Below are 17,229 nucleotides of genomic sequence, written 5' to 3'. Positions count from 1 at the left end.
TCTGGCTTCACCTGTGAGGCAATACTTCGCTGCGTAACCCGCAAGGATTCGCTCTGCCGCCTCAAGTCGTTCTTTGGTCATCTGCGGCTCCCCTTTGAGGGTAGTGTTGCATCGAAATGTTAGTAGACCATTATCTTAACCAGTGCCAATTTCGATGTTCGGTGCGACATCTAAACTTGTCGCCCTGGCAAGGCCAAGATCCGCAACGCGTTCCAGTTTTGCACGCAGGTCGGCATCCCGAAAAGGTTTCTCGATCACATCGCAGCAACCCAAGCTTGGCGGAAGTTTTCGGATGTCTTCCTTGAAATTCGCAAGGAGTATGACGTGGCAGTCCAGCTGAATTAACCGTCCCGCAACCTCCGCGCTTTGCGTGCCGCAATCCATAGTTACGTCAATTATTGCGACCTTCGGTGCGCGCAACGTGATCTCACGGTCAGCGTCCTTAACGCTCTTGCACGTTCTCACATCTTGGAGGCCGTAGTCTATAACAGCTAGCTCTAGATCCAGTGCTACCACTGCATCGTCTTCGACGATGAGCACAGGCATATGGTTCATCTGATTGTCTTCTCCATGTGCCCTATCCAAGTCCACGAACGTCGTGGCTTCGAAACGGCCTACGCAACTTACGACAACCCCAGCGATTCGGGGTATAAAATAAGACATAGGCACGAGGCTGAAAGACATCGCAAAAAAGCACTTGAGCGGCTCAATGCGACAACTAGGATCATAACCATACTCTGGCGCTGGTGGCGAACCGTGGAGGACCTCACGAGCTTGGTAGGTACGGCCGCGAAAATCGGAACAAAAACAGCGGGCACGCAGTTCGGCTCTTACGAGGTTTAAGCCAAGAGCATTAGAAATGAAGTGGACCCACGCTTACATAGGATATGCAGTCTTGCTGACGTTAGTTATGGGCATTGTGCTCGTAACAGGGTAACAGCCAATTAATTGACCTGAAGAGGTCACGGTGCGACCGCTCCATTATTTTTAGCTCGGCTGCGACTTGGATACCTTCCGCAGAATCCGTTCGAACTTAGGATCGTCTGCCCCGTCGAGAACGACAATCGTCTTCACCAAGTCCATTTTTGAGATCCACTCTTGTTCTAGATGCCTGAAGTACTTCTCGCTGAGATAGGCGAATTTGGTTTCTGCTGTGCAAAGCGTGCCACCCAGGAATCGGCCAAGTTCATTCTCGATAATCTCGCCCAGAACCGTGAGGTTTCGGCACATATCCACGACAACAGGTAGCTTTTGTCCATCAAGATAGACGACGAATGCGGTACGCCCGGTGCCCGCGATAGGCTCCTCCTGGAGTTCGACACCCCAACGCCGGGCAAAGAGTTCCTTGGTCTGCACAATGGCGCTGTCTGTTTCCAAGGTGATGAGATGGCCTGGAGGAAGCACGACAAGTTTGAGCTCTCCTCCAACGAAATGTCTCAGGAAATTGACCCAATAGCCGGAAGCGAGTGCAGAAATAACCGCTTTCCGTTGCTGGCAGACAACCAAAATATAAGGAACGGAGACACCAATCATTGTCAGTGAAACGGACCGCAAAAAGCTGGCGACATCTTCGTCCAATTCGAGATAGCCGCGGATCAACGCGACTACGCCCTTGGCCCAGGAAGCTTCGATACCGTCCAGCAGGTCTACGAGAAATGCTGCCGTCGTAATCCCAAATCCGAGTAGCGCGAAGACCAGGATCACAGCCCACAGCAACCGTTGAAGTTTGGCCCATTCGGCCAGTCTACAGAGTCTTTCGAACATCATGCGACCTGCAGAACGAGGTCGAAATTTCTTCCTGCTTTGCGATCAAGCTTGCAGTCGTCCGCGCTCAAATTCAGACGCTCCAAAACCGCATTGAACCTGGCCTTTGCCATATCGAAAGCCTTACAGACTTCCAAATTGGAGTCTGAGGTGGATATATGTGTGGCTCGAATACGCCTGCCCGATAGCCGTATTCCCATTCCTTCAGAAGCATAGCGAAATACCTGGGCCGCGAGAGCAGTCTCATCTTCGGCAACCAGAAAATCGCTCACCTTCAGTTCAATCGCTCCTGTCGGCTTCTCCAGCCGAATGAACATTTTCGGATGCCCTTTAGCTGTGAACTGAATAGAGAACTCATCCTCTCTGGATAGAACCTCACTGTCAGATCCGATTGGCTGCCACTTGAAGTCGTCCATCGTCATGATCCTTCTACGTGCTTGGCACTTAGTTTACACAGTGTCCGCATTTTCTGTACCGCGCATCAATCCCAAGAGGCGCAATCGTTGAAGAAACGCCCGTTTCCTGACGTACAAATGGCTCATTGGCCGGAAAGGGTCAGCATGTGACTCATTTTATCCATGGAGAATTGTCGATGAAAAGGAATTGGAGTGCCACTTTAGTTGGCTTGTTTTGCTGCTGCGCTGTTCCTGCCAACGCTCTAGGCCCTATGTCGGTCGCATCATGGGGTGCTGAGCAGTCTCAAGAAAGCGTCCTCCAACAGCTTTTGAGAGCTTCGAGGGAGCGCGAAGGCCAGCATTTCGACGCCGCTTGCTGCAAGGTTTGCAGGAAGGGCAAGGCGTGCGGCAATTCATGCATAAACCGTAGCTACACCTGCCATAAGGGCAAAGGTTGCGCATGTGATGGGTAGGCTTTCATTTGCAGTAGTTGTGCTGTTGGTGCTTCCGGCTTTCGGGAGTTTCGAATTTTCGGTACCTACCGCCTGAGTATCGAGGGCAGTCCCTGGCATGTCCGGCAGCTATCACCGCTGCGCCAAGGTCGACGCCGGCCTTGTCCCAGCAGACGCCCACCCAGCGGTCATAGGTCTTCTCACCGTTGAACTCGCAAGTGATCGTAGCGTTGCTGTAGACATTCTGCATCCAGCGCTTCCCGGCTTGTCCGCCGCGTTCGTTTAATTCGGGGGCATCAACCCCATCGAGCCTCACGGCAATGCGTCCACGACGTGTGGCAATCTCGATGGTGTCAGCATCGCGGACATGGACAAGCTTTCCGCTGAGGGTTGTTGCCAGAGCGTGTGAAGGAGCGCCCAACACGCAGGCTATTGCGAGTATCGCGGCGGAAGTTAGGGATTTCAGCATCGGGTATCCGTTACGGTTTGAGGGCTTCTATTTCCCGCTGCTTAAGCACACACGCTGGCAATTTACAGGCAGTCTTGTGACTATTTCTGCTTATTCCATCCGTTGCTTGCTCATCGGTAGGCCTCCTGTGCGGAGAGTGTCGCTTCGAAAGGTTAATAAACCGTTATCCCGACACAGGTGTATTCTGGCCCAATCGCCAACTGCTTTTGGAGGGCTAGAGTATGGCACGTGAGTTTGATCGAGAAGCGGAACGCATGGCGACAGTTGTGAAGCTGGCCGACATACCCAAGAACCACCGCGAAGAACTGATACGAGAATACCGAGAGCGCTCTGAGGCTGCCTTCGCACCGACCACTCTGCGCAACTTTCGCCAGATTACTCACAATTTCCAGGTATGGTGTCGCGAGCATGGCTTCGACCCGGATCCACCCATCGATCCGAGAGCCGTGGCTGAGTACGTGGATTCCCTCGGCGGCAAGGTTCGTTGTACCACTATTGAAACCAGGCTCTGGGCCATCTCGGAGATGCATCGAGCGGCGTTCCAACCGACGCCGTGTCGCCACAGGCTCGTTGAACTCGCCTTGAAGGGCGTGAAGCGAAAGTACGGCGCATGGGTGCGTCAGGCTCCACCACTGTGCAAGGCAGAGGTTTACAAGGCCATCGACAAACTCGGAAGTTCCAGGCTCGAAACCCGGGACAAAGCCGTTCTTTGGATCGCTACGGATAGCTGGTGTCGCGCGTCGGAAATCATCGCTCTCAGGGTTCGCGACTTGATGCGGCAAGACGATGGATCCAGTTTGCTGTTCATCGCAAGATCCAAGACCGATCAGTTCGGCCACGGCGCATATGCCTACCTATCTGAGGCGGGCACACAGGCAGTCCTCGCTTGGATCGAGATGGCAAAACTCAAGAACGATGACCCTCTGGTCACCAAGCACCAGGCAAACGCTCAGGTCGGCCCGATGGACGCAGCGACGATTTCCCGGATCATCAAGCGATGCACAGGACGAACCGACGTCTCTGCTCACAGCATGCGGGTCGGAGGCGTTCACGATGCCTTTCGAATTGGCTGCGACCTATCCTCGATCATGGTGGCCGGGCGGTGGAGTTCACCAGAGATGCCCGCACGGTATGGCAGGAGGATACTGGCCAGCAATTCTGCCGCCGCTCGGGTTTCCCAGGTCCTCGGTGCGAAACGGCAGCCGAAAGCTTAGTTCGGGCGTTCCGCATCCTTGAGAATCTCAACAATCTCGGGTTCGGTCGTGGCGAAGTTCGAACGTGGCCATGAGTCCGTTGGATCTATACGCCCGTAGGCTCGCCAGTCGGTCCCCTGAAGTGAGCGCGATAGGGCTTCAAACTCGGTCTTTTGAAGCAGGGCGCGCTCGACAAAATGCCGATCAAGTGCGGCGAAATGCGTGCGTACCTGAACTTCCCGGATTTGTGGGGCCAAGTGACCATAGGTCCGGCTTACCGTGTCAGTGTTGGCGTGACCGAGTTGCTGAGCAACGACAATCAGCGGCGTTCCCGCCTGAACAAGCTGGCTGGCATAGGTGTGTCTCAGGCCGTGAAAAACAAAACCAGAAGGAAGCTCAGCTGCGATGGCGGCTTCTCGAAAGAGATGCTTGTGACCGTTCTGCCATGACTGACCGGATTGCCTCCGAAACACCAAGTCGTCGGGAGAAAGCCCGGCACATAAATCGAGAAAGAATGCCATGCCTTCATCTGGTAAGAAGACGTAGCGTGGCTTCCTTGATTTCAGAGGCTCGACATAGAGGCCGAACACGTGTGCGGCCACATCCCTGACCCGAAGCTTGGCAAGTTCAGTGATACGGCACCCTGTGTAGAGAGCGCCCTGAACGATTTTCCGAAGGTCCGGGCGGCAACAGCCCAGAAGCCTGGTGCATTCATCTCGCGTCAGAAAGATGGTTCTCGGAGTGTCCGCCAATGGGACCCTGCGGATGCACCGCCATGAACGTTCAGAGTCCGTTTCGCCGTTTTCCCAGGCCAGTTGTACCGCCAAGCGCAAGACACCGATCAATGCGTTCAGCGTCTTCTTGCGTTTGCGCAGGTCGTCTGGATCCAACTCGCTCAAAGGTAACCGCTCGGCAGCTTTCTGATTGCCGCGCTTCGGCGGCGTTTCCAGAACATCGAGCGAGAATTGCACGATGTGCCGACCCGTCAATTCTTCGAGCGGGACTTGCCCGAGCCTTGGAAGGATGTGGTGGTTGATCCGGCTCACCATCGAGTCGAAGTGGCTCTTGGTTGCGGATATCCTTTTCCACTCCAAGTAGTCCCGCATCGCATGGCCGACTGTGAAGACTTCCCCCCAAGGGCAGTAGTTGAGATCCTGCTTTGACCCTATCGGAAATGGATCCGCTGCTTGCTTCGCGATTTCAGGCTGACTGAACCAAAGCCTGGCAGCCTCCAAAGCTTCGTCATAGTTGCCTGTTCCAGCTTGCCAGGGGATCAGACGTTTTTGGTAGTATCCGAGAGACTTGTTGCGGATCCGAGCGACCCAATATCCTGAGACGGGTGTTTTCTTCTGTAGGCCGATATGGCGGCAATATTCGAGAATCTGCCAGTGCGGCGCTTCTCGCGGGTTCAAGCTTTCTATGGCTTGGTTATTGCTGAGGTCTGGCATGCGGCAGTTCTCCGAAAATTTCCGGGGAGTAAGCCTCACATGCAAACTGTTGGCGGTGGACGTGAATTGTTGGAGCAGGCAACAGTTCTGACAGAGTTTTTTTGGCTTCTGTCCCCATTACTCTTCAAATCGATAACGCTTTACGTTGAAATTGGTAACGGAAATGTTGAGCGGGCATTTTCAACAAGAACCGTTACTGGCTTCAATAAAATCCGTACTGGACCCAAAGGTCGTCGCCAGTGTTGCGCCATGAGAGGTGTGCGCCATGGGTCAGAATAGACCGTTTGCAACTGGTCAGGTCTTGGAGGTATTTCTCCCGTCTGTCGCATCGAAACACGTTGTTTCTTAGATAACCTTGAACGGCCAATTTCAGACACAATAGCGCCACATTTAGCGCACGGACAAATCGCAAAGGTTATGATCAGTAACGAGTGTTTAAAACTGATTTCTATGATGAAAGCGGCGACCGTCTGCGATTGGCGGTTGCCGCATTTTTCATTTTGCAGGGCTGCTTACGACAAAATAATGGCTAGTAGTCGTTCTATTCTTGCGGCTTCAAAGCCACGCCTGGCCCTGTAGCCACCTGACCGTCATCGAGGAACTGGATGCCTCGGCTTTCGAGCGTCATCTGGAGCAACTTGACCGTGGATTCCTTACCCTCTCCCTTATCGACTTTGTTGAGAGTGTTCCGATGTAGACCAGTGATTTCAGCCAATTCCGGGTTGCTCAAACCCAAGGCCGATTTCGCCATTTTGAACTGCTCCGACGTCATTATCGATCCTTTTTGTGCGTTTAGCATATTTTTTGTGTTGACAGCATATGCTATCAGCCCCATATTTATGCTACCAGCACACAGGAGGATTTGCAATGTACGACTGCGCAGAAATCATGAAGGCCGCCTGGGTGATCGTTCGCCGTTTTCACGGCAATGGCGAACCTTTCAAATCCTTGATGTCCCGGGCGTTGGTCAGCGCATGGGACAAAGCCCGCCAGAAAGCGTCTGTTGCACGGCGCTTGGAGCAATCCCGGCGTGGTGCAGAGACAATTGCTGCGCGCGCCTCTAGCCAGCTTGCAGCCGAAATCACTGACCTCGAAAATCGCCGCTACCTCGGCCATGAAGGTCAGGAGAAGCTGCGCGCGCTCAGGGCCGCCCATACGGCTGCATGTGAGCGCGAAGCGCAGGAGGCCAAGCGCGCCCTGATTGATAGCGCAAGGGGCCGCTTAGCGTCTGTCACCTTCATGAAGAAGGACGGGACTGAGCGCGTGATGCGCGTACAGCCCGCGACGCTCAAGTACCACGTCAAAGGTTCTGCTGCATCTGAGGCCGCACAGAAGGCCGTACAGGCCCGCGCAGAGCGTCACCCGCACCTTATGCCCGTCTGGGATGCGGAGGCCCAAGCGCCTCGCTCCGTGAACCTCGCAACCATTTCCCGGATCGCCGTCAACGGTGCGGTCCACGAATACGCCATTCACTAGGAGAGGAGTGACAAATTGGGAAAGAAAAAGACCAAAGGCAAAATGAGCCGGCAAGAAATGCAGGACCAAGCGCTGGTGATCGAAAGCTTGCTCAGCACCGCAATGGCCATGTTGTCCGAGCGTGATCCGACCGACGCCTATGAGATGATCGAAAAGGCTCAGGATCGGGCTATGCGGCTCAACAGCGCTTTGGATTCGATCAACGCAGCAGACTGAGAGGGGAGTGAGACAATGGATAAAGCCAGAGATAACCTAGCAAGCCAAAGGATGCAGCCTGCGACGTTAGATGAGCGATTGAAGCGTCTCAGCAGAGAGCGCCAAGAGATCATCAACGCTCTTGTCGATCAACTGCTTCTTCTGCCTCAAAGTCCGCGATAAGGAATTCAAAACATGACCAAAACTATCGAAGACCTCCAAGATGATGCAGTCTTCCTCGCGGGGTTGATCGGCGGGGCGGAAGTTCTCGCTGACACGACCAACAGCACAGACCCGAACTGCCAAGAGCACAAACTGGCAAGCAATTCGCTGCTGCCGATTTTCGAAGACTTGCGCCGACGTGCCAACGCACTCGTTGAGGGGCTGGAACGGCTGAAGGGCGTGGACAGAACTCGCGGGGCTGCGTGATGCAAGAGCAAGCACCCCGCGACACCGCATCAAAGGCCGCAGACCTGCACTCTCTTCTGCGCTGCGCATTGGTTGCCGAAGAGAACGAAGCCTCCGGCCTCGACTGGAAGGGACTGGATCGAGTTCTGGATATGGCCGAGCGCCTGGCTTACGAAATCATGAATGAGGTGGAGAGCGTGAAAGGAGCGGAAAACTGAAAATCGCCCTTTTCCTTGTCGTCGGAGGCAGCCTGCAATCGTGGGCTGCCTTTCCCCATTAAGGCTATTTCAAAAATGACATTTCAGTACGACATTAACCGCCAGTGGTCTGACCAGTTCATACCGCAGATCAAGAGCATTGTCGGCAGCCACCTTTTGCAGGCAGCGCCCGATGTGCTCGACATGACCCAAGCAACGGATCTGGTGATGCTGGACGCCCGCGATATGCGGATAGCGGCTCGGGTGCGCAGGCCGGGATACGCCGACCGCTACCCATATCAGTTCACCGTGCGCTCACGGCTCCCCTCAGGCGCAGAGACGGAGCTTTCCAAGATAGTGAACGGCAAGGGCGACTGGCTGTTCTACGGCCACGCCAACGCTTCTCAGACGGCTGTGGAGCGTTGGTATCTGATCGACCTCAACGCCTTCCGGGCCGCGCTGATCCGGCAGGGCTCTGAGGGGCTGTGCTGGGGTAACAAGTGTAACCCGGATGGAACGCGTTTCACTTGGTTTGACGTGCGCAGCTTTCCGGCTGACCCGCCGTTGGTGGTGGCAATGTCAAACTGACGGACGTGTGAATGGTTCCGGTCGAATTGGCGTACCGACTGGCCGGCAACGCGATGGAAGCGCCGTGGCCGCGACCTGTGGGGTATGGGCTTGCTCTTGGATATTGAACCCTACTTTTGGTTCATAGGAGGCTGCCTGTGACCCAAGAAGAGCTTTGTGACGCAATAACGAACCAACGGGTGATAACCTTTTGGTACGAAGAGCGGATAGTAACAGCCGAGCCATACGTCCTAGGGATCGACGTCTATGGAAGTTTGAGCCTTCGTGCATGGCAGATTTTTGGGGCTCGCGGAAGAGGCTGGCGTCGTTTTCAAGTTTCAAAGGCAAGCAAGCTCACCATCACAGACGTAACATTCGACGAGCCAAGAGAAGGTTATGAAAGCCAGGACGACTATATGCAGCGCGTTATTTGTTGCTTCTAGCGGTCCTTACTGAGGGCCGCGTAGAAACAGAAGAGGTGGACATGTAGGTGGATTGAAATTGAGAAACACACATCAAGATATTGAATTTATTGCAATTTTGCTTGGAAAGTGGTGCCGCTGAAGGGACTCGAACCCCCGACCCCATCATTACGAATGACGTGCTCTACCAGCTGAGCTACAGCGGCCCCGTGGGGGGCGGCTATAGCACCACAAATCCCATCCGAAAAGGACTATTTTTCCGTCTCTGCCGGCTTCGGTTCCTCGACGATTTCGGCGTCGTCGATTTCCGCTTCCGTCGTGTCATCCTCGTCGATGGTCTCGTCGGGGGTGGTGTGATCCTCGACCGAGCCGATGATGAGCGGCAGCATCTCGATGCCCGTGGACGAGGCGACCGACGATGCCGGCGGCGCGCGCCAGCTGAGCGTGTCGAACGCGTGGCAGTTGCTGCAGGACGGCGCCCATTCGGGGTGGATGTGATGACAGTTCTCGCACACCCATTGCGGCCCGCGCGGGGCCGACAGCGCTCGTGCCAGCCAGCCTTTGACCACGCTGTCAGACGCGCCTTCGCCACGCTCGATGGCGGCCATGATGGTCAGCGCGCGGGCGTCGGGATCGACCTCGGCCAGATCCCCCAGAGCACGGCGGGCGGCGGGGAAGTCCTCGGCCGCAAGGTGCAGTTCGGCGTCGATCAGGCGGGTTTCGCGGTGATCGGGATGAGTCTTGAGCAGTTTGGCGAACCGCTTGATGCGGGCCTGCGGCGTCTCGTCGGGCTCGATTTCCGCGAAGGCGGCGGCAAGGTCCGGGTGCGGCTGGGCATCCCATGCCTTCTTGATCACGCGGGTGGCGTTGCGCTTGTTGCCCTGCTCCATGTAGCCGCGGGCGGTGAGCACGGCGGCCGGTACGAGATCGGGCGAGAGCTTGTTCGCCTGGATCGCCGCCTCGCGCGCCTCGATGCTCTTGCCTTCGTCCAGGATGTCGCGCGCCTCGGAGAGCGCCAGCACGGCGTCGCGGCGGCGATGCACGTCGCGCGGCAGGTTCCCGGATTTCAGCTTGGCACTGAGGGTTTCGCGCGCGCCTTTCCAGTCGCCGGTCTGCGCCTGCAGTTTCAGCAGCGTGTCCTGCACTTCCTCGTGCTTGGGCTTCAGCGTGAAGGCGGTCTTGGCCAGCTTCAGCGCCGTGTCGGTATCGCCGTCGGCCAACTTTTGACGCAGGATGCCGCGCACACCCACGAAACGGGTCTTCTCGTTGGTCAGGAGGCGTTTATAGGTCTCCTCGGCCTTGCGGCGGTTGCCGGACATCTCTGCGGCTTGCGCGGTGATCAGATTGGTCAGCGCGGGCTTGTTGAGATAGCGCTCGGCCTTGCCGGCCTTGGCCATGGCCAGTTCGCCCTCGCCAGAGGCCAACGCCATCATCCCCTCGGACAGGGCCTGATAGCCTTTCTCCTGCCGATTGCGCTGGAAATAGCGCGACAACGCGGTGTCGTCCCCGTTGATGAAATGCAGCACGGCGACCAGCAGCGATACGATCTTCAGCAGCAGCCAGACGGCGATGACGAGCAGGACAAGCGCGATCACGGCCATCAGCGGGGTCAGGTTGAATTCCTGCCCGGCCATGACGATGCGCACACCGCCGTCGAGTTCGAGCAGGTAGATCGCGCCCCAGCTGGCCGCGGCGACGAGGCCGATGAAGAGGACGATCTTGATGACGGACCACAGCATTCTTTGAATTCCCCCCGGCCTTAGTTCAATGTCTCGCTCAGCGACTGGGCCGCGCCCACCGCTTCGAGCCGTTCTGCCGCCCGGCCGGCCCAGTCGGACAGCTCGGCGCGGCCTTCTTCGGGCAGCGTCTCGATTTCCGCCAGCGCATCCTGCAGCCGGCCGTCGCGCACGGCGGCCTCGGCCCGGGACAGCACCGCGTCGGGATCGTCCCCTTCGCGGGGTTCCAGGGACCGCACGCCAAGCTGGCTCTTCAGAAAGCCCTTGAACCCGGTGCCTTCGCCGGTGACGTCGCGCGACGCATCCAGCGCGGCCCGGGCGGCGTCGGGAAAGCTTTCCTGCAGGCTGGACAGGGTTGCGACCCCCTCTTCGGCGACGGAGGTCAGGGTATCGGGCACCTCGACATCGGTGTCCTGCAGCTCGGCCACCGCGCCGGCAAACCCGGTGCCATTGTCGAGCGCGGCCTGAACGCGGCTGATCGCGGCGCGTTGCATCGCGGCCACCGCGGCCTCGTCGGCGACGGTTTCGGTCTGCTTGGCCTGCGCGATCAAGTCCTCGAGTTCGGCGCGCTGCGCGGCGAATTCCTCGCGCGCGGCATTCAGTTCGTTCTCGTAGGCGGTAATGGTGGCGGCGTCCGCGCTTTCGGAAACCGGGCGCTGCTCGACATCGCCCAGCCGCGCGGCGAGGTCCTCGATCTGTTGTTCTGTCTCTGCCACGCGGTCGGACAATGTTCCGAGCGCTTCGACCTGCGCCTGAAGCGCGCTGTCATCGGTATTGGTGATGCCGCCCACCTTCTCGGTCAGGGCGTCGATCGTGCCGGACTGCTCCTCGACCCTCTGGTTGAGGGCGCCGACATCGCCGATCAGAACCTCGTCGCGCGGGATGACTTGCTGCGCCACGCCGAAATAGGCGGCGGCAAAACCGATGGCGCCCGCAACGACGCCCCCCAGGATCATGCTTCCGGCGCCGGCCCCCTTGGCGGGCTGTGGTGCCGTGGCGGGCAGGCTGGTGGCGGGTTCGGTCGCGGTGGGGCTGGTCCCGGACTCTGCCGCGTCGGAGGTTTCGCCGTCGGAGGCTCCGTCGCCGGAGGTCTCGTCGGTGTCGGCCTCGATCTTCGCGGCGGTTTCCGACGTCGCGTCGTGCGCGGGCGTATCGGTACCGGATGTATCGGCGGCAGGTTCGTCGGTGTCGCCGTCGCTCTTGCTCATAGCGTCATGCGTCATCGCGTCGTGCGCGGTCGTTTCGGATTGCCCCGATGCAGGTTCGTCGATGCCGGGGTGGTCGCCAGGTTTGGTGTCCGGTGTCGGATCGGTGGCCGCGCCGGACGCCTCGACCGTGTCATCGCCTGTGGGCGCGACGGTGTCGTTGTCGGTGGCTTTAACGGTGTCTTCCGGCTGCGCGGTCTCGTCTTCCTTCGATGCGTCCTTGTCGAGCGGTGTCTTCGCCCCGGACGATGGTTTCTTTGCCACGTGAAAACCTCTTTCGAATCTTGCCATTGCAGCCTGCCAGAAAGCTTACTGTGCGGTGCCTCCGCTCTCAAGCCGATTGGCATCAGACCAAAGTTGCGCAACGCAGGACAGCATCGCGGGTCTGTCGGGCCGCGCCGCCACACTGATCCTTGCCGCTCTGTTCCGGGGAAAGATCCCCGCCACGGCCTCGCTGATCGCCGCGACATGCAAGGTAGAGCCTTTCGGCAGCGCATCTAGCAAAAGCTGCGCACTTCGGGGCGAAAAAACCGGCGCGACCACGATACCGTGCCTTTCCACGCGGTCCAGCGCCTTATTCGAAAGGGCGCAGGGCACCTGGCGATAGACGATGGCCTCGTGCGTCTCTGTTCCGGCGGAATTCAGGTATCGCGCGAGGTCGAACGCGATGGGGTCTCCACGCAGGTAGAGGCACGGCGTGGCGACAGAGGCGTTGCGGATATCCTGCGCCAGTTCCTTGCCCGTGCCGGGCCCCACGACCGGATCAAATCCGTGTTGTGCTGCAACCGTGCCGGTGCCGGTGCCGACCACGTAGCAGGCGAAATCCCGGCGCCGGGTGGCCTTGGCAACGCTTTCGACCGCGTGAGCGGAGGTGAATATGAGCGTTCGGTAGGGTGCGAGGTCGGGAAGGACCGGCGACATCTCGATCCGCAGAAGCGGCGCAATGCATATGTCCGCGTCCGGGCCCAGCGTATCCTCCAGGTCGGCTGCGAAGGCGTCTGCCGCGTCCCGGGGGCGTGTGATGAGGATCAGGGGCGACATGGACGCTCCGGAGTTGTTTGCGCGCCCTTGCGGTGTTACCTGCCACAAGGGCGTGGCGCAACGGGCGTGAAATGACGGACAACCTGACGATCCTCGGGCTGGAGAGCAGCTGCGACGACACCGCGGCGGCGGTCGTGCGGATGCGCGAGCACGGTGCGGAGATCCTGTCGTCGGTCGTTCTGGGGCAGGACGACCTGCACGGCGCCTTTGGCGGCATCGTTCCGGAAATAGCCGCACGCGCACATGCCGAAAAGCTGGATATCGCGGTGAATGAGGCTCTGAAACAGGCTGAAACGGCTTTGGATCGCATTCAGCTCGTCGCCGCGACGGCGGGGCCGGGGCTGATCGGGGGCGTGCTTTCAGGCGTGATGACGGGCAAGGCCATCGCCGCCGCGCGGGGGCTGCCGCTCGTGGGCGTCAACCACCTTGCGGGGCACGCGCTGACGCCAAGGCTGACGGATGGTCTGGCCTATCCTTACGTGATGCTTCTGGTTTCGGGCGGTCATTGTCAGTTCCTGCTGGTCGAGGGAAGCGACCGTTTCACGCGGCTGGGCGGCACCATCGACGACGCGCCCGGAGAGGCGTTCGACAAGTCCGCGCGCTTGCTGGGCTTGTCCCAGCCCGGCGGCCCGATGATCGAGCGCGAGGCGCAGGCGGGCGATGCGGGGCGGTTCCGTTTCCCCCGGCCCCTGCTGGACAGGCCCGGCTGCGACATGTCGTTTTCCGGGTTGAAAACCGCGCTGCTGCGCGCCCGGGACGAGGTGATCGCCGAGAAGGGCGGGCTGACACGGCGGGACCGGGCCGATCTCTGCGCGGGGTTCCAGGGTGCGGTCGCAGACGTGCTGCAGGAAAAGACGCGGCGTGCCCTGACCGAGGCCGGCAAGATCCTGTCCGCGCCGCCGGCGCTGGCCGTGGCCGGTGGCGTGGCCGCGAACCAACTGGTTCGCAGTGGATTAGAGACTGTTTCAAGCGAATTCGGCGTGGCTTTCATTGCGCCCCCGCTGTCGCTTTGCACGGATAACGCGGCGATGATCGCCTATGCCGGCGGGGAACTCTTTCGCGCGGGGCGGATTGACGACATGTCCCTGGCCGCGCGTCCACGCTGGCCCTTGGACCAACGCAGCCCGTCCCTTCTGGGCGGGGGAAAGAAAGGGGCAAAGGCATGATCGCGGTGATCGGCGCCGGTGCATTCGGAACAGCGCTGGCCGTATCTTTGGCCCGAAACGGCCCGGTGGCCCTGTGGGCCCGCGATGCCGAGCAGGTGCGCGAAATCCACGCGTCGGGGCAGAATGCGCGACGTCTGCCCGGCGTCGACCTGCCGGAAAATATCACGGTTTCAGCCGATATAGAGACTGTATTGCAGGCCGAAATCGTGCTGCTGTCCGTCCCGGCGCAAAAGCTGAGACGCTTTCTGGAGACCTGCGGCGAAACCTTGGCGGGCAAACACGTGGTCGCCTGTTGCAAGGGGATGGAGCGCGGCACCGGCTTGAGGCCGACGCAGATCGTCGCCGAGCATGTGCCCGACGCCATTCCCGCCACCCTGACCGGCCCGTCCTTTGCCCATGATATCGCCCGGGGCCTGCCGACCGCGCTGACCCTGGCATGCGCAGATGAGAGCGCCGGCGAACGCCTTCAGACGCGACTGACGACGCCGAATATCAGGCTCTATCGCACCACGGATGTCATCGGCGCAGAGCTTGGTGGCGCGCTGAAGAACGTCATCGCCATCGCCTGCGGCGTGGCGATCGGTGCCGGGCTGGGGGAGAGCGCGCGGGCGGCGCTGATGACGCGCGGTTTCGCCGAGCTTGTGAAGGTGGCGGAGAAATATGGCGCAAAGGCCGAAACCCTGGCCGGGCTGTCGGGATTTGGCGATCTGGTGCTGACCTGCACGTCAGAGCAGTCGCGCAATTATCGCTTTGGTCAAAGCATCGGCGCGGGAGATGTGTTTGACAGCGGTGTGACGGTCGAGGGCGCGGCGACGGCCCAGGCGCTGGCGGAGATGGCGCAAGAAACCGGCCTGGACCTGCCGATCACCCGCGTCGTGACCGGGCTGGTCGGTGGTGAATTGAACGTGCGCGATGCCGTCGATATGCTGTTGCAACGGCCATTGAAGGAAGAATGAATGTTGATCACCCTGATTGCCCGGGACAAGCCCGGCGCCCTGCAAACCCGTCTCGACAACCGTGACAAGCACGTGGCCTATCTGAAGGAAAGCGGCGTCGTCAGCCAGGCCGGCCCGCTCCTGGATGCCGAGGGGGGCATGATCGGGTCACTGGTGATCCTGGAGGTCGAGGACATGGCCGCCGCCGAGGCATGGGCCGCGAAAGACCCCTACAAGGCGGCCGACCTTTTCGAGAGTGTCGAGCTGATTCCCTGGAACAAGGTGATCTGAGCCATGCGCTATTGGCTGTTCAAATCCGAGCCGTCGACCTGGAGCTGGGACCAGCAGGTGGCGAAGGGGGATGCCGGCGAGGAATGGGACGGCGTGCGCAACTACCAGGCGCGCAATTTCATGCGTGACATGGCCGTGGGTGACCGCGGGTTCTTCTATCACAGCCAAACGGAAAAGGCGGTGGTCGGCACCGTCGAGGTCATCGCCGAAGCGCATCCCGACAGCACGACCGAGGACGACCGCTGGGAGTGCGTGGACATCAAGGCGCTGGAGGCCGCGAAGACGCCGGTCACCCTGGACATGGTCAAGGACGACCCGCGCCTGTCCGACATGGTGTTGGTGCGCAACTCTCGCCTGTCGGTACAACCCGTGACCGAGGACGAGTGGACCATCATCTGCGGGATGGCGGGCCTGACGCCCTAGGTGCAGATCTCTCGCAGGTTCGCACGGAAAAATCGTACGGAGGGTATCGCGCGTATCTGCCGATACCCTCCGTTGCCCCACGTGCTCCCTACGCACCACACGTGTCACTGGAATTGGTTTCGGCCATACTGGCGCGATCTTCCCCTCGATACCATTTCCCCAAGGGAATCTCAAAAGCCAAGTGCAGCGCATTTGCCTCAAATGCTCTGGTCTCACCGCGGGGATCCGCCGCCGCATAACGCGGAAAAATTGATCTGTTAACAATCGAGTAAGCCGCGGTCTGCTAACGATTGTTTCGGGTGAGTAAATAGGTGGTGAGATGAGTGCGTCTGGTGACAACGCCGCGCCGGTCATCATCAAACGGAAAAAGGTCACGGGCGGTGACGGGCACCATGGCGGTGCCTGGAAGGTCGCGATAGCATGTTCCTTTACTTGCGGCGCTTTGCGCCGGTCCAATTGCACCGCTGTCACGCGGGTGCCTCGAAAGTCGTTCTGACGTGTGCGATGCGTCTGATCCGCATCGCGCCATCCGTTTCCGGACGCAGGCCGAGAAATGCCGTTGAATTGCTAAGAGACCCTTAACGCCGGCCGCTCGCTTGAAGGGCATTTGAGACAAATGATTGCCAAACGGCTTCGAGCCTCATGCCCGCTTCTCCAGTTGGCGCGCGACTCGTGCGTCGATGGTCTTCTTCTGTCCGTCCTCGCCGTAGGTTTCGAGGGTCCGGCGCACCTTTCTCACCGCGGCAAGCCGTGCCGACGCGCGCCGGATGCCTTGCAGCGCGCCGTCAAGCAATGTCTGGTTGCGCGTGAGCTTGTCCTGGATCTCGGACATCGGGGCGGCATGTGACGCATCTAGATCGCTCAGCGCGTCGATCAGGCATTCCTTTTTCCTGATGATGTCCGACATTTCCTGAAGGTTGCCGTCCAGGACGGCCTGGCGCTCGAAATCGAGCAGCCGGTCCAGCTCATCGATCAGGGTTTGGGCGGAAGTCTCACTCATCTTGTCTCTCCATGATTGACCTCAGAAAATGTTCGGACAGACCAATGCCCCCTGCTTGCGCGATCCTGTCGGCAAGGGCCTGCCGGTGGAACGAGGCGAACTGGTCCTCGCCCGTGCCGCCGGAAAACGAACTGGCCTGCTCACCAAGGCCGGCGGCCTTGAGCATCTCCGCGAGGAAAGTCGCCTCGAGCTTCTGGGCGGCCTGCATCGCGGCGGCGTGACGACGCGCGTCCGCCGGTGTCGCAGGCTGCGTTGTTTGTGGGTCGAGTTTCGGCCCGATGGGTAAAAAAATCGTCACCAGAATTCCTCCAATGCAGTGAACTTTCCGCCATTTGACATCAAAGCGGTAAAGAACTGGTAATTCCGATCTGCGAAGTTTCCCGGGCTGAGGAAGAAATCCCGGAGCTTTTCGATGTTTCACTTACCGACCGGCGACGCCACGACCG

Annotated in this window: 21 protein-coding genes, 1 tRNA gene and 1 pseudogene; 11 read left to right on the top strand and 12 right to left on the bottom strand. The window is 59.3% G+C overall.

Features of this window, described 5'->3' with window-relative positions:
- Window positions 1-135: 135 nt before the first annotated feature.
- The 4 genes from KUV49_RS04000 to KUV49_RS03985 form a co-directional block, all read right to left on the bottom strand.
- Window positions 136-555 (bottom strand): response regulator, encoded by a 420-nt coding sequence (locus tag KUV49_RS04000; RefSeq protein WP_222451718.1) that lies wholly within the window; start codon window positions 553-555, stop codon window positions 136-138.
- A gap of 432 nt (window positions 556-987) precedes the next feature.
- The gene (locus tag KUV49_RS03995; RefSeq protein ID WP_222451717.1) at window positions 988-1,767 is read right to left on the bottom strand and encodes a hypothetical protein; all 780 of its coding nucleotides are present in this window, start codon (window positions 1,765-1,767) and stop codon (window positions 988-990) included.
- Window positions 1,764-2,180, bottom strand: coding sequence for a hypothetical protein (locus tag KUV49_RS03990; protein ID WP_222451716.1), 417 nt, complete (start codon window positions 2,178-2,180; stop codon window positions 1,764-1,766). Before KUV49_RS03990 ends, KUV49_RS03995 begins: the two co-directional genes overlap by 4 nt.
- Window positions 2,181-2,636: 456 nt before the next feature.
- A complete protein-coding gene (locus KUV49_RS03985) occupies window positions 2,637-3,080 on the bottom strand; it encodes a thermonuclease family protein (protein WP_261391424.1) in 444 nt (147 codons plus the stop codon).
- A 221-nt stretch (window positions 3,081-3,301) separates the two neighbouring features.
- Between KUV49_RS03985 and KUV49_RS03980 the strand changes: the two genes are divergently transcribed.
- On the top strand, window positions 3,302-4,294 hold the full coding sequence (locus KUV49_RS03980; RefSeq protein WP_222451715.1) for a tyrosine-type recombinase/integrase: 993 nt from the start codon (window positions 3,302-3,304) through the stop codon (window positions 4,292-4,294).
- On the opposite strand, the gene KUV49_RS03975 is transcribed toward KUV49_RS03980, so the two are convergent.
- Both KUV49_RS03975 and KUV49_RS03970 read right to left on the bottom strand, forming a co-directional pair.
- Window positions 4,291-5,721 carry a tyrosine-type recombinase/integrase gene (locus KUV49_RS03975; RefSeq protein WP_222451714.1) on the bottom strand — a complete coding sequence of 477 codons (1,431 nt, stop codon included), beginning with the start codon at window positions 5,719-5,721 and terminating at the stop codon, window positions 4,291-4,293. The two genes, KUV49_RS03980 and KUV49_RS03975, sit on opposite strands and share 4 nt — an antisense overlap.
- Window positions 5,722-6,262: 541 nt before the next feature.
- A complete protein-coding gene (locus KUV49_RS03970; protein WP_222451713.1) occupies window positions 6,263-6,493 on the bottom strand; it encodes a helix-turn-helix domain-containing protein in 231 nt (76 codons plus the stop codon).
- Between the two features lie 95 nt (window positions 6,494-6,588).
- Between KUV49_RS03970 and KUV49_RS03965 the strand changes: the two genes are divergently transcribed.
- The 5 genes from KUV49_RS03965 (at window position 6,589) to KUV49_RS03945 (ending at window position 8,585) form a co-directional block, all read left to right on the top strand.
- Window positions 6,589-7,197: a hypothetical protein gene (locus KUV49_RS03965; RefSeq protein WP_222451712.1), complete on the top strand. Its 609-nt coding sequence runs from the start codon at window positions 6,589-6,591 to the stop codon at window positions 7,195-7,197.
- A gap of 15 nt (window positions 7,198-7,212) precedes the next feature.
- Entirely contained in the window at window positions 7,213-7,413 is a 201-nt protein-coding gene (locus KUV49_RS03960) for a hypothetical protein (RefSeq protein WP_222451711.1), read from the top strand.
- Window positions 7,414-7,587: 174 nt separating this feature from the next.
- Window positions 7,588-7,821: a hypothetical protein gene (locus KUV49_RS03955; RefSeq protein ID WP_222451710.1), complete on the top strand. Its 234-nt coding sequence runs from the start codon at window positions 7,588-7,590 to the stop codon at window positions 7,819-7,821.
- Window positions 7,821-8,018, top strand: a complete 198-nt coding sequence (locus tag KUV49_RS03950; protein WP_222451709.1) for a hypothetical protein — start codon at window positions 7,821-7,823, stop codon at window positions 8,016-8,018. The genes KUV49_RS03955 and KUV49_RS03950 overlap by 1 nt, the downstream gene beginning before the upstream one ends.
- Before the next feature lie 75 nt (window positions 8,019-8,093).
- On the top strand, window positions 8,094-8,585 hold the full coding sequence (locus KUV49_RS03945; protein ID WP_222451708.1) for a hypothetical protein: 492 nt from the start codon (window positions 8,094-8,096) through the stop codon (window positions 8,583-8,585).
- A gap of 531 nt (window positions 8,586-9,116) precedes the next feature.
- Here KUV49_RS03945 and KUV49_RS03940 read toward each other — a convergent pair.
- From KUV49_RS03940 to KUV49_RS03925, 4 genes are all read right to left on the bottom strand, one after another.
- Window positions 9,117-9,192, bottom strand: a tRNA-Thr gene (locus KUV49_RS03940).
- 45 nt (window positions 9,193-9,237) lie between these two features.
- Window positions 9,238-10,725, bottom strand: coding sequence for a heme biosynthesis protein HemY (locus KUV49_RS03935; protein ID WP_222451707.1), 1,488 nt, complete (start codon window positions 10,723-10,725; stop codon window positions 9,238-9,240).
- 20 nt (window positions 10,726-10,745) lie between these two features.
- The gene (locus tag KUV49_RS03930) at window positions 10,746-12,191 is read right to left on the bottom strand and encodes a hypothetical protein (protein ID WP_222451706.1); all 1,446 of its coding nucleotides are present in this window, start codon (window positions 12,189-12,191) and stop codon (window positions 10,746-10,748) included.
- A gap of 45 nt (window positions 12,192-12,236) precedes the next feature.
- On the bottom strand, window positions 12,237-12,968 hold the full coding sequence (locus tag KUV49_RS03925; protein WP_222451705.1) for a uroporphyrinogen-III synthase: 732 nt from the start codon (window positions 12,966-12,968) through the stop codon (window positions 12,237-12,239).
- 71 nt (window positions 12,969-13,039) lie between these two features.
- On the opposite strand from KUV49_RS03925, the gene tsaD reads away from it, so the two are divergent.
- The 5 genes and pseudogenes from tsaD to KUV49_RS21395 form a co-directional block, all read left to right on the top strand.
- Complete coding sequence (tsaD, locus tag KUV49_RS03920; protein ID WP_222451704.1) at window positions 13,040-14,134, top strand: tRNA (adenosine(37)-N6)-threonylcarbamoyltransferase complex transferase subunit TsaD; 1,095 nt, start codon at window positions 13,040-13,042, stop codon at window positions 14,132-14,134.
- On the top strand, window positions 14,131-15,090 hold the full coding sequence (locus KUV49_RS03915) for an NAD(P)H-dependent glycerol-3-phosphate dehydrogenase (protein ID WP_222451703.1): 960 nt from the start codon (window positions 14,131-14,133) through the stop codon (window positions 15,088-15,090). The genes tsaD and KUV49_RS03915 overlap by 4 nt, the downstream gene beginning before the upstream one ends.
- Entirely contained in the window at window positions 15,091-15,360 is a 270-nt protein-coding gene (locus KUV49_RS03910; protein WP_222451702.1) for a YciI family protein, read from the top strand. It abuts the gene before it with no gap.
- 3 nt (window positions 15,361-15,363) lie between these two features.
- Window positions 15,364-15,783, top strand: coding sequence for an EVE domain-containing protein (locus KUV49_RS03905; RefSeq protein WP_222451701.1), 420 nt, complete (start codon window positions 15,364-15,366; stop codon window positions 15,781-15,783).
- A gap of 319 nt (window positions 15,784-16,102) precedes the next feature.
- A pseudogene (locus KUV49_RS21395) lies at window positions 16,103-16,204 on the top strand (chemotaxis protein MotB); the annotation flags it as partial.
- A 219-nt stretch (window positions 16,205-16,423) separates the two neighbouring features.
- Here the strand turns inward: KUV49_RS21395 and KUV49_RS03900 are convergent.
- Together KUV49_RS03900 and KUV49_RS03895 are read right to left on the bottom strand one after the other, a co-directional pair.
- On the bottom strand, window positions 16,424-16,783 hold the full coding sequence (locus tag KUV49_RS03900; RefSeq protein ID WP_222451700.1) for a flagellar protein FlgN: 360 nt from the start codon (window positions 16,781-16,783) through the stop codon (window positions 16,424-16,426).
- A complete protein-coding gene (locus KUV49_RS03895; RefSeq protein ID WP_410000772.1) occupies window positions 16,776-17,081 on the bottom strand; it encodes a rod-binding protein in 306 nt (101 codons plus the stop codon). Before KUV49_RS03895 ends, KUV49_RS03900 begins: the two co-directional genes overlap by 8 nt.
- Window positions 17,082-17,229 lie beyond the last annotated feature (148 nt).

The organism is Roseovarius atlanticus, from assembly GCF_019802205.1.
Classification (GTDB): Bacteria; Pseudomonadota; Alphaproteobacteria; order Rhodobacterales; family Rhodobacteraceae; genus Roseovarius; species Roseovarius atlanticus_A.
The sequence above is the reverse complement of the archived record's forward strand: the minus strand, read 5'-3'. Positions and strand labels throughout refer to the sequence as shown.

Coding starts and splice junctions, on each gene's coding strand:
- KUV49_RS04000 (WP_222451718.1), bottom strand. CDS start 555: ATGAACCATATGCCTGTGCTCATCGTCGAAGACGATGCAGTGGTAGCA.
- KUV49_RS03995 (WP_222451717.1), bottom strand. CDS start 1,767: ATGATGTTCGAAAGACTCTGTAGACTGGCCGAATGGGCCAAACTTCAA.
- KUV49_RS03990 (WP_222451716.1), bottom strand. CDS start 2,180: ATGGACGACTTCAAGTGGCAGCCAATCGGATCTGACAGTGAGGTTCTA.
- KUV49_RS03985 (WP_261391424.1), bottom strand. CDS start 3,080: ATGCTGAAATCCCTAACTTCCGCCGCGATACTCGCAATAGCCTGCGTG.
- KUV49_RS03980 (WP_222451715.1), top strand. CDS start 3,302: ATGGCACGTGAGTTTGATCGAGAAGCGGAACGCATGGCGACAGTTGTG.
- KUV49_RS03975 (WP_222451714.1), bottom strand. CDS start 5,721: ATGCCAGACCTCAGCAATAACCAAGCCATAGAAAGCTTGAACCCGCGA.
- KUV49_RS03970 (WP_222451713.1), bottom strand. CDS start 6,493: ATGACGTCGGAGCAGTTCAAAATGGCGAAATCGGCCTTGGGTTTGAGC.
- KUV49_RS03965 (WP_222451712.1), top strand. CDS start 6,589: ATGTACGACTGCGCAGAAATCATGAAGGCCGCCTGGGTGATCGTTCGC.
- KUV49_RS03955 (WP_222451710.1), top strand. CDS start 7,588: ATGACCAAAACTATCGAAGACCTCCAAGATGATGCAGTCTTCCTCGCG.
- KUV49_RS03950 (WP_222451709.1), top strand. CDS start 7,821: ATGCAAGAGCAAGCACCCCGCGACACCGCATCAAAGGCCGCAGACCTG.
- KUV49_RS03945 (WP_222451708.1), top strand. CDS start 8,094: ATGACATTTCAGTACGACATTAACCGCCAGTGGTCTGACCAGTTCATA.
- KUV49_RS03935 (WP_222451707.1), bottom strand. CDS start 10,725: ATGCTGTGGTCCGTCATCAAGATCGTCCTCTTCATCGGCCTCGTCGCC.
- KUV49_RS03925 (WP_222451705.1), bottom strand. CDS start 12,968: ATGTCGCCCCTGATCCTCATCACACGCCCCCGGGACGCGGCAGACGCC.
- tsaD (WP_222451704.1), top strand. CDS start 13,040: ATGACGGACAACCTGACGATCCTCGGGCTGGAGAGCAGCTGCGACGAC.
- KUV49_RS03915 (WP_222451703.1), top strand. CDS start 14,131: ATGATCGCGGTGATCGGCGCCGGTGCATTCGGAACAGCGCTGGCCGTA.
- KUV49_RS03910 (WP_222451702.1), top strand. CDS start 15,091: ATGTTGATCACCCTGATTGCCCGGGACAAGCCCGGCGCCCTGCAAACC.
- KUV49_RS03905 (WP_222451701.1), top strand. CDS start 15,364: ATGCGCTATTGGCTGTTCAAATCCGAGCCGTCGACCTGGAGCTGGGAC.
- KUV49_RS03900 (WP_222451700.1), bottom strand. CDS start 16,783: ATGAGTGAGACTTCCGCCCAAACCCTGATCGATGAGCTGGACCGGCTG.